Raw genomic sequence first — 18,523 nt, forward strand, 5'->3', positions numbered from 1 at the left:
GCGATCGAGGAGCGTACGTCGATGAACCGCAAAGGGCAGGGTCCGGGTCAGCCCCCGGCGAACACTGTCCGGAGTTCGCCTTCGCGCGTGAAATAGGTGACGCAGGACGACGAACGATTGCCCCGCAGCATCCGGAGCGCGTGCTCCAACGTGGCGCGGCGTGCGTCGTCGTTTTCGATGGCCGGCAACGCGAGGCCGAGCGCCTCCTCAGCGGCATCCGCGAGCAGCCACGGCGCGCGGCGCATGAGCTCTTTCCAGGCCGTGTCGCGCGCGTCGGCGTGCTCGAGAGCGTCCTCGACGAGCCAGAGGTTCACCCAGGCGCTCACGCGGGAGGGTGTGTCGCGGCACGTGCGCGTGAGGTCTTCCACGGCCGCCGGCAGGTCCCCGTGCAATCGATGGGCCTCGGCACGCACGCCGTACAGCGTGGGACCCACGACCGCGGGCGCGCAATCGATGCTGCGCTGAAAACAGGCGAGCGCGGCGGCTGGTTCGCCCCGGAGCACGTGGACGGCGCCCATGCCGATGTGCAGCCACCGGGCGCGGGGCCTTTGGGCGAGGCCGCGGCGGAAATCCTCTTCGGCTTCGTCGACGCGCCCGAGCCAGAGGAGCAATTCACCCCGGTAGGCGTGGGGGTGATGCGAGGGCGGATGATCGCGCAGAATGGCGTCGAATTCGCCGAGCACCTCCGCGGGGGACCGGCTGCGGATCGACCATTGCAAAACCTTCGCGCGGTGCCGCGCCGAGCTGCGGAGCGGGGGCGGCGTGTGGTGCTCCGGGTCGCCGAGCCGCGCGAGCATGGCCTCCGGAAAGACGCGCGCGAGGAGGCGGAGCCGCAGATCACGCGGGGCCGGGAGCTCGCCTTCTTCCTCGCGAAATCGGTCTCCGAGCCGCCAGGCGAGCGGCGCGAGCGCGGCCTCCGGCAGCGCGTCCCAGGCGCGGTTTGCGAGGCGCGCGGCGTGATCGAGGGCGGGGGCCACGAATCGCCGATGGAGCGCGCGCTCGATTTCTGCTTTGCGGCCGGGTTCGTCCGGGCCGCGGCCGATCGCCGTGAGCGCCTCGACGTCGAGGAACCCGAAATGCTGCCGGCCGAGCACGACGAGCTCGAGATCGATGCGCCAGATCTGGTCCTCGTCCGCGATGTGTTTGGCCGCGAGCAGATCACGAATCGCGCCGTGTGGGTCCCCGATCGCGCTCTTCTCCCGGGCGCGGCGCACGAGCGCTTCGGCCTCCTCGGTCAAACCCGTTTGGCGCGCCGTACTACTTTCGATTCGCTGGCGCGCGCCGAACGCATGAAGGAGATCCGCCGCGCGCTCACGCAAGCCGGCGTCGTCGGGCGCGAGCGCGAGTGCGCGCTCGACGTGCTTCTGGCAGCCGGAAAACCGCCCCGCCCCGCGATCGACGCTCGCCGCGGCGAGGTGAACCTTGGCCGTCTCGCGCGGTCCCTCCGCCGACGCGAGCGCGAGCGCCTGCATGATCCACGCATCGACGAGCCGTCGATCGCCGAGGCGAAACGCGAGGCGTGCGGCCTCGAGCGCGTGATTCACGTCGCGGGCCGAGGCGGGATCATGGCGCCCGAGGGCCTCCCAGGCCGCGCGTATCCCTCCTTTGCGCCCCTCATCGATCGTCACGGCGCTCGTCGATACGTCGAGCGTTCGCCGGCGTAAAGCGGGAACCGCCCTTTTTCGTTGTCACGCCCGCGCCGGCAGGGCGAAGATGCGCCCGTGATGGTGCTTGTCCGCCGTAGTCTGCCCCTCGTCGCGTTGCTCGCCTCGGCTTGCGGATCCTCGAAGCCGCCCGAGGTCGCGAAGGCCGAGGGCCCCGACATGCAGTTCGTCCGCCCCACGATGCAGCCGCCCGTGTTCCTCGATCCGCAACGAAAGGAGAAGCTCAAAGAGGCTTTCCCTGCGATCGAGCGATATGTCGCGGACGAGGTGGCGCGGCGGGGGGTTCCCGGGGTGGCCGTGGGTATCGTGATCGATGGGGAGCTCGTGTATGCCAAGGGGTTCGGCGTGGCCGATGTCGAGGCGAAGGCGCCCGTCGACAAAGATTCGGTTTTCCGCATCGCCTCGCTGACGAAGAGCTTCACGGCGATGGCCGTGTTGCAGCTCCGGGATGAAGGAAAGCTCTCGCTCGACGATCCGGCCGCGCAATACGTCCCCGAGCTCGCCGGCCTTCGTTATCCCACGCGCGACGCGGCGCCGATCACGCTCCGGCACCTGCTCGGCCACGGCGCCGGGTTCCCCGAGGACAACCCCTGGGGCGATCGACAACTCGGCCTCTCCGACGCGGATTTTTCGAGGATGATGCGCGAGGGGTTCCCCTTCTCGACGTCCCCCGGCTCGGCGTTCGAGTATTCGAACACCGGATTCGCGATCCTCGGGCGCGTGATCACGAACGTGTCGGGGATGGATTACGCGGACTATCTGCGGGCGCGGATCCTCTCGCCGCTCGGGATGAACCGGACGGTCCTCGATGAACGGATGGTCGAAAAGGGGCACCTCGCGCGGGGATATCGAAAGGAGGGCGATCGGCTCGTGCCCGAGGTGAACCTGCCGCACGGCGCGTTCGGGGCCATGGGGGGGCTGTATGCATCGCTCGCCGATATGGCGCGCTACGTGGCGTATCATCTCTCGGCGTGGCCGCCGCGCGACGAGCGGGAGGACGGTCCGGTCCGGCGGAGCACGCTGCGCGAAATGCACGTGACGGGCCGCGCGACGGGCCTCTTCGCCTCGCCGGGGCTCGGGGACGAGCCGCCGTCCGTTCGCGCGACCGGCTATTCGTTCGGGCTCGGCACGTTCGAGACGTGCGAATTCACGCGAGGCGTCTCGCACACGGGAGGTTTGCCCGGGTATGGGTCGGTGATCCAGTTCTTGCCCGACCACGGCGTCGGCGTGATCGCGATGTCGAACCTCACGTACGCGCCCATGTGGCGGGTCGCGCGCGAGGCGTTGCGGCGCCTGCACGAGACGGGCGCGCTCGTGCCGCGCGCGTTCGTGCCCTCGGAGGCGCTCGTGCGGGCGAAGGAAGCCTCGAGCCGCCTCGTCGCGAAATGGAGCGACGCCGAGGCGGACGCGAACTTCGCGGATTCGATCTTCCTCGACAAACCACGCGAGCGATGGGCGGCGGACCTCGACGCGCTCCGCGCGGCGCACGGCGCGTGCCGGGAGGAGGGGACGATCGAGGCGGAGAACGCGCTTCGCGGCACGTTCCGGCTCGGATGCGAGAAAGGGTGGATCGGCGTTTCGTTCACGCTCGCGCCGACCTCGCCGCCGCGGATCCAGTACCTCGATTTCCACAGCGTGCTGCCGCCGCCGAGCGCGCTCGCGTCGGGCGGCGACAAATTCGTCCGGCTCCTGAACCGATGGGACGACGCCGCCGCGGCCGATCTCTTCGACACGAGCGTGGATGTGGCGCGCATGAAGGCATCCCTCGCGAGCCTGAAGGAGATTCGCGGGGCGTGCCAAATCGGCGACGTGATCGGGAGCGACGGCGCCACGCGGGCGAGCTTCCGCCTTGCCTGCGAGCGATATCCGCTCGCCGTGGAGGTCATGCGGAAGGCGGGGGCCGAGAAGATCGATGGCGTGCGGTTTTTCCCGGTGCCCGGGGAAGCCGCGCGGTGCGCGCAATGAAGGCGTACCGGCTCATTGCGTCGCGACGCCCTCTTGCTTGACGCGCAGGACCACCTTGCCCGGCCCGTCGGCTGTCGCGCCCTCGAAGCGGTCGAAGACCAGGAGATACCGCGAAACACCGTCCGAGGCCGATTGCACGAGCCACGAGGCGTCCGCCGGCGCGGGCGTGGCCGCCGCCCGATCGATCCAGTAGTCCGAGAACGCGCTGAAGATGCCGTCGCCCCGCCAGATGAGCTTCGGATCGGACAATTCCGTATGCCCGACCGCGTCGAACCGCGCGAGCTCGGAGTCGTCCGTGCGCGTCTTGACGATATCGAGCGTCTCGTCTTTCGTCTCGCTCGCGTGCAGATCCACGGCGGTCACGCCGCGCGGCCCGCCGAGATCGCCGTTGACGCTGATCGAGGCGCGGCGGAAGCAGAGGTGCCAGTCCTTCGTGGTGAGCGCCTCGGCCGGCGTGTGTTTCGTCCGCGCGCCCGTGCCGAGATCGAGGCATTCGCTCGGCACGTCCTCGGGCGCCTGCGAGCCCCCCGCGGTGCCGTCGAGATCGGCGAGCGTCTGCGTGGCGCCCACGCCGGCGGACGTCACCTCGGCCCAGCGGATGCGATAAATGGCCGCCACCGGTGCGCCTTGTTGCTCGGCATAATACCCGAGGACCTGCACCTTCCATTGCTTGTCCGCATCACGCACGCCGAAGACGTGGTAACGCACCCAGAGCACGTGGACGCTCGGGTCGTACGCCCAGAAATCGCGGAACGCGCCGCCCGCTTCGTCCTTCGTCAGGAACGGGATCGCCGGCGCGATCCCTTCGTCGTACGTCGCCGCGTCGAGCGGACCGAACGCCCCGCCCTCGCCGGACCCGGACGCGCCGCTGTTCGTGAAGACGTTGAATTTTTCGAATGCGAGATCCCAGGCGGTCGAGGCCGAAGTGTCGCCTTCGGGCACGACGATCTCGGGTTTTTCGAGCGCGACGTAGACACGTCCCTGCGCGGGGACGGGCACTTCCAGCGTCGCGCCCGTGTCCTCGTTCGGGGGGGGTTCGCCCGTCGTGGAAGGTTTGCCCACCTCCTCGCTGCAGGCGCAAAGAAGGAGCGGAAAAGCTGCGGCCCAAATGGATCGTTTCATGGTTCCTCCGCGGGAATGTCGGCCGTGAGGCCAAAGTAAAGGGTCCGCCCCTGGACCGGCCGCTGGTCGCCCAAGCGGGTCGGGTCTTTCTGAGCGCCGAGCGCATTGAGCACCCCAGCATAGGCGCGGGCCCCACGAAAAATCGGACGCGCGATCCGCGCGTCGATCGTCTGGAAGCCAGGCGTGCGCAAGCCCTCGTCGAGGAAGGCGTCGGTGACCATTCGATACCGGAGCACGAGCTCCAGCCGGAGCGGCAAATCGGCCCGGAGCGCGGTGACCACCGTGTGCGGCGGGCGCCCTTCGAGCGGACGCTGGTTCTCGTCGTCCCGCGTCCACAAGTAGGAATACCCGGCCTCCGCGCGCAGCACGCCCGCGATGGTGCAAGCGCCGTCGATCTGCGCGCCGAACGTGCGCGCCCGGCCGATGTTGCGGTACGTGTAATCGTCGATGCCGCCCTGGCTCGCGGCCGGCCGGATGTCGATGTCGATGAGGCCGTCGATCCAGTTCGCGAAGACGCTGCCCCGGACGAGAAAGCCGTTTTTCGAGCGATAACTCACGTCGCCGCTCGTGCCCCACGACGTCTCGGGGCTGAGGTTCGGGTTGCCGAGCACGCGATACCCGAGGGCGCCGTGATCAAAGGCGAACCCGATCTCCTTCGCCGCCGGCGCGCGAAACCCGCGCCCGACGGAGGCCCGCACGGTCACGCTGGGCAAGGGCTGGTACGAGAGCGCGAGCCGCGGCACGGCGACGCCGCCATAACGCAGGTGCATCTCCGCGCGGCCGCCCGCGAGCAGGGTGAGCGAATCGAAGAGCTTCCACCCGAGCTGCGCATACCCCGCGATGCTGCCGAGCGTGACGGGGACGAGCTCCTCGATCGTGCTCGTCTGCACGCTGCCGCTGATGAGCTCGGCGCGCGTGAGTGATTGCGAGAGTTTTTCCACCTCGGCGCGCATGCCCACGACCCACGTGCGCCGTCCGTCCGCGATGGTGCCCGTCGCCTCCAGGCTGGAGAGCGAGGCCTCGCGATCACGGGTCTCGTCGATCGGCGATTCGTAGCGGTCTTTTTGGGTCGTGTCGAACGCCCATTGTTGCCCGAGCGCGAGGCGCAGGGTCGAGCCTTTGCCGAGGTCGACGAGCTCGACGAGGTGGACGGCGAATCGATTCGTGCGCTGCGGCAGGTCGATCCGGTACGTCCCGAGGCCCGGGACGACCTGGCTTTGCCGTCCCTCCGATGCGTCGTGGAGCCAGCGCACGCGGGCTTGCACGCGCGTGCGGGCGTTGAGCTCGGCGCCGAGCCGCATCCCGAGCATTCCTTGCAGGCGCGAGGGCATCGCGAGGTCGACCGCGTCTTCGAGGAGCGAGACCCCGTCCGTGCGGAAGAAATTGCCGTCGAGCGTGGCCCACGTCCGCTCCCCGCGCCACGCGGCATTGCCCTGCGCGATGACCCCGCGGCGATTGCGGCCTTCGAGGCGCACCCGCCCGCTGAAGCCCGGGTGCAGGGGTTGTCCCGTGACGACATTGACGACCCCGCCGATCGCGCTCGTGCCATACAGCGAGCTCATCGGCCCGGCGACGACCTCGACGCGGGCGACGTCCGAGAGTGGCATTCTCGAAAGATCGATCGCCCCGCCCACGTCGCCGATGACGCGCTCGCCGTCTTCGAGGACGAGCACGCGTTGCCGGTCGAGGCCCTGGATCTGGATGGCGCTCGGATTGCCGATGTCGCCGTAGGCCGAGGGGTTGATCTGGACGCCGGGTTGCCCCGCGATGGCCTCGGCCACGTTCGTCGCGCCGCGCCGCTCGGCTTCGTCGCGTGTGACGACGTCGACGCGCACCGTGGCACGCTGGCTCTGCTCCGGCATGCGCGTCCCGGTGACGACGACCTCGGCGCCCTTGTCCTTGTCTTTCCCGCTCGGCGCAGGCTCCTCGGCGCGCGCCACCGCCGCAGGCAGCAGCGATGCCCCAAGGAGGAGGACGGCCGAGGTCGAAAGTCTCATCTGCGGCGTAGATGAAAGTGACTTTCAACTTCTAGATGGAAACGCCGAGGAAGTCAAGAACAAGCCGAGGACGCTCGTTTGCACGGGTCGTCGGCTTGTTCTTGTGGATTCCGTCTCAGAGGTTCCGCACAAAATAATCGCGAATGAGCTCTTCCATGTAGATGCGGTCCGGCGGTCGGCGGGGCATGTGGCGCTCGTCCGGGAAGAGGAGGAGGTCGTACGGCTTGCGGGTGCCGATCATGGCGTTGACGAGCCGCGCGGTGTGTCGGAAATGAACATTCTCGTCGATGAGCCCGTGCACGAGCATGAGCTTGCCGCGGATGTTCTCGACGTGGCGCATCACGCTGCTCTCCTCGTAGCCGCGCGGGTTGTCCGATGGCATGCCCATGTACCGCTCGGTGTAATGGGTGTCGTAGCCGTCCCAGTGCGTGACGGGCGCGCCGGCGACCGCGACCTTGAAGGTCTCGGGCGCGCGCGCGAGGCACATCGCGGCCATGTACCCGCCATAACTCCAGCCATACACGCCGACGCGCGCAGGATCCGCGAGGCCCTGCGCGACGAGCCAGCGGACGCCGTCGACCTGATCGTCGACCTCGATCGAGCCCATGCGGTTCTTGAGCGCGCCCTCGAACGCGAGCCCGCGCCGCGCGCTGCCGCGGTTGTCCACCATGAACACGAGGTAGCCGAGGCTGCGCAGCCATTGCGGACGCATCGTGACCGTCATGTTCCAGCCGTTCGTCACGAGCTGGACGTGCGGGCCGCCATATACGTACACGATCGTCGGAAACGGGCCGCTGCCGAAATGCGCCGGCGGGCGATAGAGCGCGCCATGCAGGGTTTCGCCGTCCCGCGAGAGGAATGAGACGATCTCGGGCGGCGTGAGGCCGAGCGAGGCGATGCGAGGATCCTGCTCGTCGTGGAGCGTCGCGAGCACGGCGCCGTCGTCGATCGAGCGGAGTTTGACGGTGGGCGGGCGATCCTTGGCGTGATAGACGTCGACGAAGCGGCGGCAGGCGCGGTCGCAGGTGACGACGTGCATCCCGGGCTCGGGGGTGATGCGGCGCATTTCGCCGCCGTCGAAGGACACGGCATAGAGGTGGCATTCGAGCGCACTCGCGGCCGTGGCCGTGAAATAGACGAAGCGGCCCTTTTCATCGACGCCGCGGACGTCGTCGACCATCCACGCTCCGCGCGTCAGCTCGGCGACGAGGGTTCCTTCGCGGTCGTAACGATAAAGATGCCGATAGCCCGTCCGCTCGGAGGCCCACAAAAAGCCGCCGTCCGCGAGCGGGCGGAGGAGGTCGTGCAGGTTGATCCAGACGTTCGTCTCTTCGCGCAAAAGCCGCGTCCGCGCGCCCGTCGCGAGGTCGAAGACCACGAGCTCGAGCCAGGTCTGCGCCCGATTCTGGATCTCCGCCGCGAGCCTTTCGCCCGCGAGCCAATGGACGCGGGCGAGATACACCTCCTCGCCGTAGCTCGTATCCATCCAGACGGTCTCGCCGCCCGACGCGGAGACGACGCCGAGGCGCACACGGGCGTTCTCCTCGCCCGCAAATGGGTAATGGTGGTCTTCCTCCGCCTCGGCGCCGACCTGGGCCTTGCCCTGGTGGACGATCCGATAGATGGGGATATGCGTCTCGTCGACCTCGGTGAACGCGAGCCATGTTCCGTCGGTCGACCACCAATACCCGTGGTGCCGCGCCATTTCCTCCTGCGCCACGTATTCGGCGAGGCCGTGCGTCTTGCCCGTGCCCCGCGCGCCCGAGGTGAGCTGTCGCGGCGCACCGCCGGTCGCGTCAATGACGTACAGCTCGGCCTCCTGGACGAACGCGACCGCGGCGCCGTCGGGCGAGAGCTTCGGGTCGAGGATCGGCGCGCCGCCGGACGCGACGAGCTTGCGCAGCGAGGCGGAAGGCCCGTCTTGCACGTACAGATCGCCCTTGATGGGCACGAGCACGCGGCTCGCGCGGGTCGCCCACGCGTACGTGGTGACGCCGATCTCGCGCTGGCGCTGCCGTTCGCGGCGAAGCGCCTCCGCGAGCGAGACGTTTTCCTCCGTCGTGCCGCCGTCGGGCGGCGAGACGAAGAGGCTCTCCGACCCCGTCGCCGGGTCGAAGACGAAGAGCTGCCGCACGAGGCTGCGTTCGGGGCTCTTCAGGTAGGTGATCAGCCGATCGTCGGGGCTGAAAGCGATCTGATCGGGGATCGCCATGCCCGGCAGCGGGTGGCGGGCGACCTCCTCCACGGCGAGGGTGCCCTCGGCGGCTTCGAAGGCCTTCGGGGCGTCGGTTTTGGTTGCGGACATCGTGGTTCTTCCCGGGTGAGCGTGGCGCGCAACGTATACCATCGCCGCGGGAAACTCCACGCGAGCGACCATGCCCAGGGAGACGTCACGACGGGCGGAACGTGAGCATCGGTGATGTTCCCCACGGTTTGACCGGATTGCGCAACGGCCCCTCCGGCGGCTTGCGCGAATTGCGCAACGGACGTTTCACAATTTGCGCAAGTGGCGCAGAGCGTCAGAGGTTTTCCTGGGGCTTTTCGGGGCTCGCGAGGTCGGGCATGTTCATTGCCGATCGTCCGGACGAAGTCACGGGACGGCCAGGAAGCTTGTCCCCCCGAGACCCCGCGCAGGTACACAGGCAGGTAACCGCATGCGAATCTCCCTCATCGTCGCCTCGAAGCTCGCGCTCCTTGCAACCCTCGCGGTGGTCTCTACGGCGAGCGCCGCCGAGAACGCACCCGCGGACGCGCCGGCCGTGCCCGCGAAGCCCCGCCGGTTTCACGTGGGCATCTCGGGCGGCGTTGCATACCATACCGTGCGCATACCGACGGTGATCCCCACGGAGTACGCGGCCGCGACGCTCGGCATCCATGCGGGCTACAACGTGACCGAACGCCTCTCGATTGGTTTCGATCTGTCGACCATCGAGAAAGACATGGGGCGCAACGGGCCCTTTCAGATGTTCGATCCGGGGCTCGCGCCGCAGGCAGGGTGCAACAACTGCGAGCCGCCGCCGTTCGGCGGATGGGTGAAGAACACGACGGCGGTGTTCGGCACGCTCGGGCCGCGGGTCGAGTTTACTCCCTTTGGCAAGGAGGGCCTTTACATCGGCGCCACGGCCGGGCTCGCGTTCCTCTGGGGCGTCGACTCGATCTACGGATTCGGCGGCTCGGGGCGGCTCGGGTATCGGGTGAACATCGCCGACGTCCTCGGTCTCGCCCTCGAAGCCGGCGCCCAGGCCCAAACCTTCGGCAGTGGCGCGTACACGACCGCGCCCTACGGCATGGTGCTCTTCCGGCCTTATTTCTGAGGCGTTCCGAGGCCGCCCTCGATCCCGGATTGACGAGGGAAAGTGGAGGGCGGTAGCCTTCGGGCAATGCACGATGTGGTGGTGCTCGGCGGTGGGCCGGCAGGGCTCGCCGCCGCGATTGCGCTCGGCGCGCGAGGCCGTAGCGTGGTCGTCCTCGAACGGGGGCGGCTCGGGCGGCCGCGCGTGGGCGAGACGTTCGGGCCCGAAATCGAGCCGCTCCTCGCCACGCTCGGGGTCTTGCAGGCGTTTCGGGCCGAGGCGTGCGTGCCTTTCCGAGGCGTACGTTCGGCCTGGGGCTCGGCGGAGATCACGGCGCGCTCGTCGATCGTCGATCCGCTCGGCGAGGGGTTTCACGTGGACCGCGCGCGCTTCGACGCGATGCTCGCGGGCGCCGCGGCGCGCAATGGCGTCGTGCTCCGGGAAGAGACGGGCGTCCCGACGATCGAGGAAGCCGCGGGGGGCTTTCGCGTGCTCTCGCGCGAGGGGGACGAATTTTCGTGCAGGTTCCTCGTGGACGCGAGCGGCCGCGGCGCGCCTGCGGGCGCGGTAGGGTCGAGCGCGCGGCGCTGGGTCGCCTGCGATCGAGCCATTGCGATCGTCGGGCGGATGAAGGTGCCCGCGGGCCGGGGCGTGGAGCCCGAGCTGCTGCTCGAAACGACGGAGGCGGGGTGGTGGTACGTCGCGCCGCAGCCGGGACAAACGCTGCTTTTCGTGTTGCTCACGGACGCGGATCTCGGGGCCACGACGCCTCGCGCGGAGCCGATCGAACGATTTCTCCAGGCGCTCGAGCGGACGCACCACGTGCGGGCGCTCGCCGAAGGATGCATTCTGGAGGAGCCGCCGCGTGTGGTGCGGGCCGATACGGGAATGCTCCTGCCGGGCCGGGGGGCGCGGTGGTGCGCGGTGGGGGACGCGCTGGTCGCGGGCGATCCGCTGGCGGGGGACGGCGTTTCGCGGGGGTTTCGTTCGGCGATCGAGGTGGCGGCGGACATCGATCGGGCGCTCGCGGAAGGGGCCGAGGTGTTGCCCGTGCCGGCCACGGATCCTGCGGTGTTTCTCGCGGGGCATCTGGATCGACGGGCGCGTTATTACAGCGTGGAGACCCGTTTTTCCGAGGCGCTTTTCTGGAAGCGGCGCCAGGCGATCGATTGGCAAACCGAGGCGATCACGCTGGATCCGCGGGCGATGTTGCAGTGGGATGGGCGCGAGCCCGACCCGCACGTGATGGCGCCGGTCGAGTCGCTCCTTCCACCAAAGGCGCTCGCCTCTGTGCTCGATTTCCTGCGGAGCCCGCGCCCCGCGCACGAGGCGCTCGCCGCGCTCCAGGCCGCGGCGCCGCTCGGGGATCGCCGCCTGCTCGTGGGGCTCGAAGGGCTCGTCGACCTCGGAATCCTGGTTCCTACAGGATGAACGGGATCAGGGCGCGCCGCTCGGGCGGATAATCGGGGAATTTCTCGCAGTACCAGGTGTGCGTGGCGAACGCGCGCGGCACGAGGTTCGCGGCGCTGATGGCGAAGATGAAGACGCCGGCGAGCGACCACGTGCAGAGGGCAAACCCGGCCCAGCCCGTGAGCTCGGCCAGGTAACTCGGGTTCGTGACCCACCGGAAGAGGCCACCACGCGGGATGCGGTAGACCCGTTCGCCGCTCTGGACCTCCTCGCGGGTGCGCAGGTTCCGCAGGATCGAGTCCGAGTGCAAGGTGGCACCGAACGAAATGTAATAGATCACGAAACCCACGAGGAACCGCGGGTCGTGGAGCCATTCGGGGCCGTAATGGGGGCCGAGGCGCGAGATGAAGTCGGCGTGGAGGTAGCCGTGCATCGAGGTGACGAGGACGCCCGTGCCCACGACGAGGAGCCCGAACGAGGAGCGCTGGCCCTTCGGGACGCGCATCGAGAGCGGAAAATAAAAGCCGCGGTTGCCGTAATGGAGGAGCCACATCCCGAGGAAGACGAGCGGGACGAGCGCGCCGCGGTTCGGGCCGCGGGTGTAGAAGTAGAGGAACGAGAGCGTCGCGGGCAGCTCCATGAGGAACCAGCCGAGGCGCGGATCGAGCGCGACGCCGAAGCGCGGGCTCGCGAAGCGGCCATAAGGCGAGGGGACGAACCACGCGGCGACCGCGACGAACAGGGCAAACCCGAGCGCGATCGAGAGGACGAGGTCGTAGGTGGCGTCGCCGGTGTAGGTGGGCACGGTTTCCAGCGTGATACTACAGCCGGCGCGGCGGGCACAAGCCAGCTCGTGGGGCGGCTGCTAGGATGGGCCCTATGCGATGGATGTCTTTTCTGGCCGGAGCCGCGCTCCTTTCGGGGCTCCTTTGCGCGTGTGAACCGGAGACCGAGATCGTGGAGGGCTCGGCGGAGGACCACGGCAAGGCGCTGTTCTCGGACCCGACGATCACGGAGACGAGCGCCAATGCGTTCTCCTGCGCGACGTGCCATCCGACGTCGAAGCCGTCCGCGGACGGGCCCATCCTTCCCGGCGCGCCGCTCGCGGGCGTGACGCGGCGGGCCTCGTACTGGGGCGGAATGGAGCTCGAGCTGCTCCGCTCGATGAACCATTGCCTCTATTATTTCATGCTGTCGAGCAAATCCTGGTCGGCCGAGGACGAGCGGGCCGGCGCGCTCTTCGCGTATCTCGACGCGCTGCCTGCGGGCTCTGCGGACGAGGAAGCCTGGCCGTTCACGGTGCCCGTGCAGGTGTCGGCGCCGCCCCCGGGCGACGCGACCGCGGGTGCGAGCGTCTATTCGCGCGCCTGCAAGAATTGCCATGGCGCCGTAAAGACGGGCGACGGCCGCCTCGTGGCGCGCGCGCCGGTCCTGCCGGACCAGACGCTCGCCGAGCACCCGCTCGGCACGTACACGCCCGAGCAACGCAGGCTCGTCTTCGTGCAGAAGACGCGGCACGGCGGGTTTCTGGGGTACGGCGGGCAGATGCCGCCGTTTTCGCTGGAGGTGCTCTCCGACGAGCAGATGGGGGATCTGCTCGCCTACATGGGCGTGCCTTAGGGCGCCGCGCCCGGGATGCGCGCAATGGCGTCGGGATAGACGCCGACGACGGCCTCGCTCTGCGTCGCGAGCGTCGCGGCGTCGAGCACGAGGGCCTTGCCTGCCGTCACGTGATCACCCTCGCAGATGAGGACGAGCCGCGTGTCGTCGAGCCGATCGGCGACGTGGGGCCATTTGCATTCGTTGGCCGCGAAATCGCGGCGGGTGACCTCCTGGTCGTTTTCGAGGTCCCACAGGACGAGCGCGTCCGGCGATTGTGTCGGGATCCAGAGGCGCTTTCCGTCTTCGGAGAAGACCGGGAAGAAGGGCGCGCCGAGCGTGTCGATCTGGCGGTCCGGGTCCATCACGTTCGCCTCGATGTCGAAGAAACGCACGTCCTTCGAGACCGTGTTGCCGAGCGCCAGGGTTTTTCCGTCGGGGGAGAGGACGACCGAGTAGGGGCCGTATTTCGGATCTCCGATCGCGCTGCCGGAGGCGTCGACGGGGATCCGATCGACGACCTCGCGTTTGTCGAGGTCGACCACGGCGACCACGTCTTCCCCATAACAGGCTACATAGGCGCGAGCGCCGTCGGGCCGCGAAAGGACCATGCCGTGCGGCGCGATGCAGGTGGTGATCCGCGCCGGATCGACCGAGCCGGTGGGGAGGATGGCACCCGGGTCGAGCAGCGCGAGCGTGGCGCGGGCCTTGTCGAGGTTGCCCGCGTTCTTGATCGCGCGCTGGAGATCGAAATGGGAGACGACGACGCGGCGGCCGTCGTCCGAGGCCACGATGTCGCCGGGATTCGCGTCGACGCGGACCTGGCCGAGGATGCGGAAATCGGCGAGCGAGAGCTTTTGCACGTAGCCGGGCTGGATGCTGCCGCCGTGCGAGGCATGCGGGCCGCCGGTCGCGACGACGGGATAGGAGAGGCCGATGTAGACGAAGCCGCCAGCCTTATCGACGGCGACGTGGTGCGGGCCGTCGAGGCCGACCGGGTCGCGGCCGACCGGGACATGCCCGACCTTCTCGCCCGTGCCGAGGTCGAGGAGCGAGATCGTGTCCGAGAGGCTGTCCGTGATGATTCCGAGTCCGCCCGGAGGGACGGCGACGGGCTCGCGTCGATCCGGGAATGCGTTGCCCGTGTACGGGTCGTAGCGATGCTCGACGGGGGCTTCCCCGCATGCAGGCAGGGCGATGAGCAGGGCGGCGCCGGCGAGGGCGCGAAGATGAAATGCGGTCATGGCGTGATCGTAAAGGTGGTTTTGCTGCCCTGGAAGGGGCCGCCGTCCATGTCGATGCGGTTGTCGACGAGCTGCGCGCCCTGGAGCTCGACCGTGAGGGTCGCCTTGGCCGCGGTGATACGCGCCCAGACTGAATCCGAGGGCTTCCACGAGGTCTCGCTCGTGAAGACGCGGGCGAGCTTGGGGTCGGCGTCGGAGGAGACGACGAGCCAGGTCGCATACCCCGTGAACGGCGTGCCGTGGGCGTGCGCCGCGCGGACGGGCCCGAGGAGCGCGGCGAGCGGGGCGAGGAGGGGCTCGGCGCGCGGCTCGGCGGGCAGGAGCGACGGGGGCGCGGGCGGCGTGAGGCGCGAGGTGGCGCCGACGGCCCAGGAAAACGTGGGAATGGTCGCGGCCGAGAGCGCACCCGCGGGCGGGTTGAGCAACGTGGGGGCCTGCGAGGGGGCGTTCGCGGGCGGGTTTGCTTCGACGGCGGTGAGGAACGCCGCGAGCGCTTCATCCGTGGTCGTTCCCCCGTAGACGACGTCCTCGTACCCTGCGGGGACGCTCTCCTCGTCGTCGTGGCAGGCATAGAGGGATGCCGAGGCGAGTGGGATCAGAATGGCGAGATGAAAAAGGTTTTTCATGGCAAGCTCCGTGCGGCGCGTGAGCGGTGGCCCTTCGGAGCGTAGCGCATCGGGGGCCCGTGGCCAGGCGTCAGGGCGCGTGGAAGCAGGGAACGAGCGCGCTCGCGTGGAAGCTCTCGGTCTTGTCGAGGGGGAACGTCGCGAGCTTGTTGGGTGCGGTTTTGTCGTCCCCGAGAGCGAAGGTGTCGATGGCGCCGCCATAACCGCTCGCTGCGATGAGCATCTTTCCCCCATAGGCGAGGTAGAGGCGGTTCAGGCCGCCGGTGGCGGGGGTGGCGGTGAGGCAAGTGGCCTTCTCGCCCGGCGTGAAGCGACACGCGCTCACGTTCGCATCGCTGTGGGAATGGTAGAAGAGATCGCCATCCAGCGCGATCGCGTCGTATCCATTCGAGAACCCGGCGCCGCTGTAGGTGGGCGACACGCCGGTGGGGATGTTTCCAGCCTCGGCGAGCTCGTAATTCGCGAACCCGCCACCGCTGTACCCGGTAAAACCCATGAACTTGCCGTCGGTCGAGAGGAAGGTCGCGTGGAAGAAGCCTTCCCCCGTGTCGGCCGTGACCGAGGGTTGATCCACGGTCATCTTCCCATCGGCGGCATAACGCACGAAGGCCCCCACGACCTTGTTTTCGGCCGGGTTGATGCCGCTGGTGGATCCGCCGAACACGTAGAACGCAGGTTGTTGCGGGTGCATCGTGAAGGCGACGGTATCGAGCGAGCCCACAGGGAAAATGAGCGTCTTGTGGTCGACGTCGACGAGCTCGCCGCTCGGGCCGATCGAATACGCACGGACGTCGACCGTGTCCGTGTGGCTCATGACGAAGAGGACGTTGTTTTTCTCGTCGCAGAGGAGCCCGGCCACGTCGGGCACGCTTTTCGTGGCCCCGACGGGGAGGAGCTTGCCCGTGGGGGTGACCTCCACGGCCTCGATGGAATCACTCGTCTGGAGAGTGAAATAGACGCGGCGGCCGCATCGCGCCGCGGCCCGCTGGCGGAAGGGCCAGAGGCCGATGGTATGGGACCCGTCGAGGACGCGCAGATCGGCGAGCGTCATGGTGCCGTCCTGGTCGACGCGAATCGAGCTCACGACCGAGGGATCGCCGCCGATGTGGTTGACGAGACAAACCGCCTCGATCTGGCAGGTGGAGCTGCAGCCGTCTTCGTCGACCTTGTTGCCGTCGTCGCAGGTCTCGCCCTCGTCGATGCTGTCGTTGCCGCAATGGGGGAAGGCGTCGATGCAGGTGCCTTCCTTGCAGGAGAGCCCGGGATTGCACGTGCCGTCCGCCGCGCAGGGGCAGCCTTCCGCGCCGGGATTCACGCAGCCGGGCTGGCCTCCCTGGCCCCCCTGGCCGCCCTGCCCACCCGCGCCGGCCTGTCCTCCGCTGCCGGAACTGCTGTAATCGCGGATCTCCACCGCACATCCCCCGCCCAGGGCGGCCGTGGCAATTGACACGAAGAACCACCATTTCTGCAAGTTCATGAAAGCACCTCCCCAAGATTCGGGATCATGGCCAGGCGAGGTCTCGCCGCGGCCCGCCCGGGAAGGTGCCCTTCTCCAGGCCCTCCGTCAACCGTGGTTGCCGAAAGGACCCGCGCTCAGCGGGCGCGAAGGACGAGCGCCGCCGCGTCTGTGGCAAGCGTGAGCGTCTGGCCCGAGAGCCGAGCTTCGCCGAGCGCGAAGAGGAGGGAAGCGACGGGGAATTCGTCGTCCTCGAGATCCATGTCGACGGGGGAAGCGACATTGACGGCGACGTCGAGGACCTCGCCCTCGTGGGTGCGGCGAAAGAGGAAGAGGCCGCCCTCGGCGAAGAGGATTTCGAGGGCGCCGCGGCCGAGCGCGGGGTGAGATGCGCGGAGGGTGAGGAGGGAGCGGACGATTGAAAACGCGCGCTCGCCGGCGGAATCCGGGCGGAGCGGGAGGGGCATTCGATCGGGCCAGACGTCCTCGGGCTCGGCGACGGGGGTTTCGGCGAAGAGGTCGTACTCCTCGCCATAAAGAAGCGAGGGGACGCCGGGCCACGTGAGGAGGACGAAGAGGCCGAGGAGGCCGGAGCGGGAAGGGCCGCCGTGTTTGCGGGCGATGCTGGTGAAGCGGGGGTGGTCGTGGGTCGAGACGAACCGAAGCGAGCGTGCGCCGGGCGCGCCTCGATCGAGGTCGAGGAGGGCGAGCCGCTGGGCCGCGAATTCGGCGGGGATGGCGCGTTTGGCGAGGAAATCGACGAGGACGTCGTGGAAGCCGAAATCGGTGGCGCAATCGAGGGCGCCGCGGCTCGTCCAGCGGTGGGCGTGGGCCGGGACGAGTTCGCCGAGGACGACGGCGTCGGGAATTTCGCGGCGGAAGGTGTCGCGAATGGAGACGGCGAGGTCGTGCGGGACTTCGGCGGCCATATCGAGGCGCAGGCCGGAGGCGCCGCGTTTCGCCCAGCGGGACGTGGCGGAGAGGACGAGGGCGCGGACCTCGGGATGAGCAAGGTTCAGCAAAGGAGCGTCCTTGCGCCGGCCGTAATGGCGGAGCTTGGGCGCGCCGCGGGACGAGGTTGTCCAGTGAAACCAGGGGGCGAACGGGGAGCCGAGGCCGCGCGCGCGGACGTCCTCGTACGGCGGAAAGCCGCGGCCGGCGTGCGAGAAGGCGAGGTCGACGAGGATGCGGATCCCGCGGGCGCGGGCCTCCGCGGCGAGGCGCTCGAAGGCGGGCTCGCCGCCGAGGGCCGGGTCGATCTGGAGGGGATCGACGAGGTCGTAGCGATGGCAGGAGGCCGCGAGGATCGTGGGGGTGAGGTAAAGGACGGTGACGCCGAGAGCGGCGAGGCGCGGCAATGCCAGGCGAATGCCGTCGAGGTGCCCGCCGGCAGGACGATCGCGGCCGGGATCGTGTCCCCAGGAGGCGCCGGGGCGCGGGGCGAAACGATCGACGAAGATCGTATACAGGACGGCGTTTTTCCACCAGGCGGGGAGATCGTCGGCGGGCGCGAGTACGAGGAAAAAGGCCTCGTTCGGGCCGGGGTCGAAGTGGATGCGGATGGGCCCCGCGGCGGCCGGAAGCTCGGCGCGGAAGAAGAGGTGTTCGTCCTCCTCGGCGGCGCGGGTCATTTCGATCGTGCCGCGCGCGTCGTCGGATTCCCATGAGAGTCGCAACGACGTACCGTGGCCGCGGCGCACGCCGGCCGTGACGATGCAATGGTCTCCCTCGGGCGCTCGCACGACGAAGGGCGGCGCCGGGGCGAAGAGCAGCGGCTCGGGCGCGCCTCCGACGGAGAGGACGCTGTTCCGAATGCGATCCCGCGAGCGTGTCCGCGGATTGTCGAGGTCGAGCGACCAGGAACCGCCCGCGCGGAGCTTGTACGAATACATGCCGACGGGGAGGTCGAGCGTGGCTTCGGCGATTCGTTCGTCGGGCTTCGAGGTTGGCGTCGACGCGAGCGGGATCCCCGTTTGCCAGTCGCAGACCTCGCCGAGCAGCTCGACGGGCGCGCCGGGCTTCGCGCCGGGGAAGGCGCCACGCGCGCGCAGGTGGACGGGACGGAGATCACGCGGTGAGGCGGGATCATGCGGGAGGGGTGTGGTCGGGTCTTGTCGCGGCACGCGGCTTCATCTTACCCTCGGGCA

At 69.0% G+C, this 18,523-nt stretch carries 13 protein-coding genes; 4 read left to right on the forward strand and 9 right to left on the reverse strand.

Features of this window, described 5'->3' with window-relative positions:
- Positions 1-47: 47 nt before the first annotated feature.
- Complete coding sequence (locus E8A74_RS17925) at positions 48-1,628, reverse strand: tetratricopeptide repeat protein (RefSeq protein ID WP_136930242.1); 1,581 nt, start codon at positions 1,626-1,628, stop codon at positions 48-50.
- A 96-nt stretch (positions 1,629-1,724) separates the two neighbouring features.
- Between E8A74_RS17925 and E8A74_RS17930 the strand changes: the two genes are divergently transcribed.
- Positions 1,725-3,629 (forward strand): serine hydrolase domain-containing protein, encoded by a 1,905-nt coding sequence (locus E8A74_RS17930; RefSeq protein ID WP_232379639.1) that lies wholly within the window; start codon positions 1,725-1,727, stop codon positions 3,627-3,629.
- Between the two features lie 12 nt (positions 3,630-3,641).
- On the opposite strand, the gene E8A74_RS17935 is transcribed toward E8A74_RS17930, so the two are convergent.
- The 3 genes from E8A74_RS17935 to E8A74_RS17945 form a co-directional block, all read right to left on the reverse strand.
- A complete protein-coding gene (locus E8A74_RS17935) occupies positions 3,642-4,751 on the reverse strand; it encodes an HmuY family protein (RefSeq protein ID WP_232379623.1) in 1,110 nt (369 codons plus the stop codon).
- The gene (locus tag E8A74_RS17940) at positions 4,748-6,748 is read right to left on the reverse strand and encodes a TonB-dependent receptor plug domain-containing protein (RefSeq protein WP_232379624.1); all 2,001 of its coding nucleotides are present in this window, start codon (positions 6,746-6,748) and stop codon (positions 4,748-4,750) included. Before E8A74_RS17940 ends, E8A74_RS17935 begins: the two co-directional genes overlap by 4 nt.
- A gap of 115 nt (positions 6,749-6,863) precedes the next feature.
- The gene (locus tag E8A74_RS17945) at positions 6,864-9,053 is read right to left on the reverse strand and encodes a S9 family peptidase (RefSeq protein WP_232379625.1); all 2,190 of its coding nucleotides are present in this window, start codon (positions 9,051-9,053) and stop codon (positions 6,864-6,866) included.
- 349 nt (positions 9,054-9,402) lie between these two features.
- On the opposite strand from E8A74_RS17945, the gene E8A74_RS17950 reads away from it, so the two are divergent.
- Together E8A74_RS17950 and E8A74_RS17955 are read left to right on the forward strand one after the other, a co-directional pair.
- On the forward strand, positions 9,403-10,062 hold the full coding sequence (locus E8A74_RS17950; protein ID WP_136930245.1) for a hypothetical protein: 660 nt from the start codon (positions 9,403-9,405) through the stop codon (positions 10,060-10,062).
- Between the two features lie 66 nt (positions 10,063-10,128).
- Positions 10,129-11,472, forward strand: a complete 1,344-nt coding sequence (locus E8A74_RS17955) for an NAD(P)/FAD-dependent oxidoreductase (RefSeq protein ID WP_136930246.1) — start codon at positions 10,129-10,131, stop codon at positions 11,470-11,472.
- Here the strand turns inward: E8A74_RS17955 and E8A74_RS17960 are convergent.
- Complete coding sequence (locus tag E8A74_RS17960) at positions 11,462-12,256, reverse strand: phosphatidylethanolamine N-methyltransferase family domain-containing protein (protein WP_136930247.1); 795 nt, start codon at positions 12,254-12,256, stop codon at positions 11,462-11,464. The two genes, E8A74_RS17955 and E8A74_RS17960, sit on opposite strands and share 11 nt — an antisense overlap.
- A gap of 74 nt (positions 12,257-12,330) precedes the next feature.
- Between E8A74_RS17960 and E8A74_RS17965 the strand changes: the two genes are divergently transcribed.
- Positions 12,331-13,071, forward strand: coding sequence for a c-type cytochrome (locus E8A74_RS17965; protein WP_136930248.1), 741 nt, complete (start codon positions 12,331-12,333; stop codon positions 13,069-13,071).
- Here E8A74_RS17965 and E8A74_RS17970 read toward each other — a convergent pair.
- From E8A74_RS17970 to E8A74_RS17985, 4 genes are all read right to left on the reverse strand, one after another.
- On the reverse strand, positions 13,068-14,294 hold the full coding sequence (locus E8A74_RS17970) for a YncE family protein (protein ID WP_136930249.1): 1,227 nt from the start codon (positions 14,292-14,294) through the stop codon (positions 13,068-13,070). The two genes, E8A74_RS17965 and E8A74_RS17970, sit on opposite strands and share 4 nt — an antisense overlap.
- Positions 14,291-14,920 carry a hypothetical protein gene (locus E8A74_RS17975; protein WP_136930250.1) on the reverse strand — a complete coding sequence of 210 codons (630 nt, stop codon included), beginning with the start codon at positions 14,918-14,920 and terminating at the stop codon, positions 14,291-14,293. The genes E8A74_RS17970 and E8A74_RS17975 overlap by 4 nt, the downstream gene beginning before the upstream one ends.
- A 70-nt stretch (positions 14,921-14,990) precedes the next feature.
- The gene (locus E8A74_RS52400) at positions 14,991-16,397 is read right to left on the reverse strand and encodes a hypothetical protein (protein WP_170229208.1); all 1,407 of its coding nucleotides are present in this window, start codon (positions 16,395-16,397) and stop codon (positions 14,991-14,993) included.
- A 116-nt stretch (positions 16,398-16,513) separates the two neighbouring features.
- The gene (locus tag E8A74_RS17985) at positions 16,514-18,499 is read right to left on the reverse strand and encodes an alpha-amylase family glycosyl hydrolase (protein WP_136930251.1); all 1,986 of its coding nucleotides are present in this window, start codon (positions 18,497-18,499) and stop codon (positions 16,514-16,516) included.
- Positions 18,500-18,523: the final 24 nt, after the last annotated feature.

Source organism: Polyangium fumosum (assembly GCF_005144585.1).
GTDB classification, from domain to species: domain Bacteria; phylum Myxococcota_A; class Polyangia; order Polyangiales; family Polyangiaceae; genus Polyangium; species Polyangium fumosum.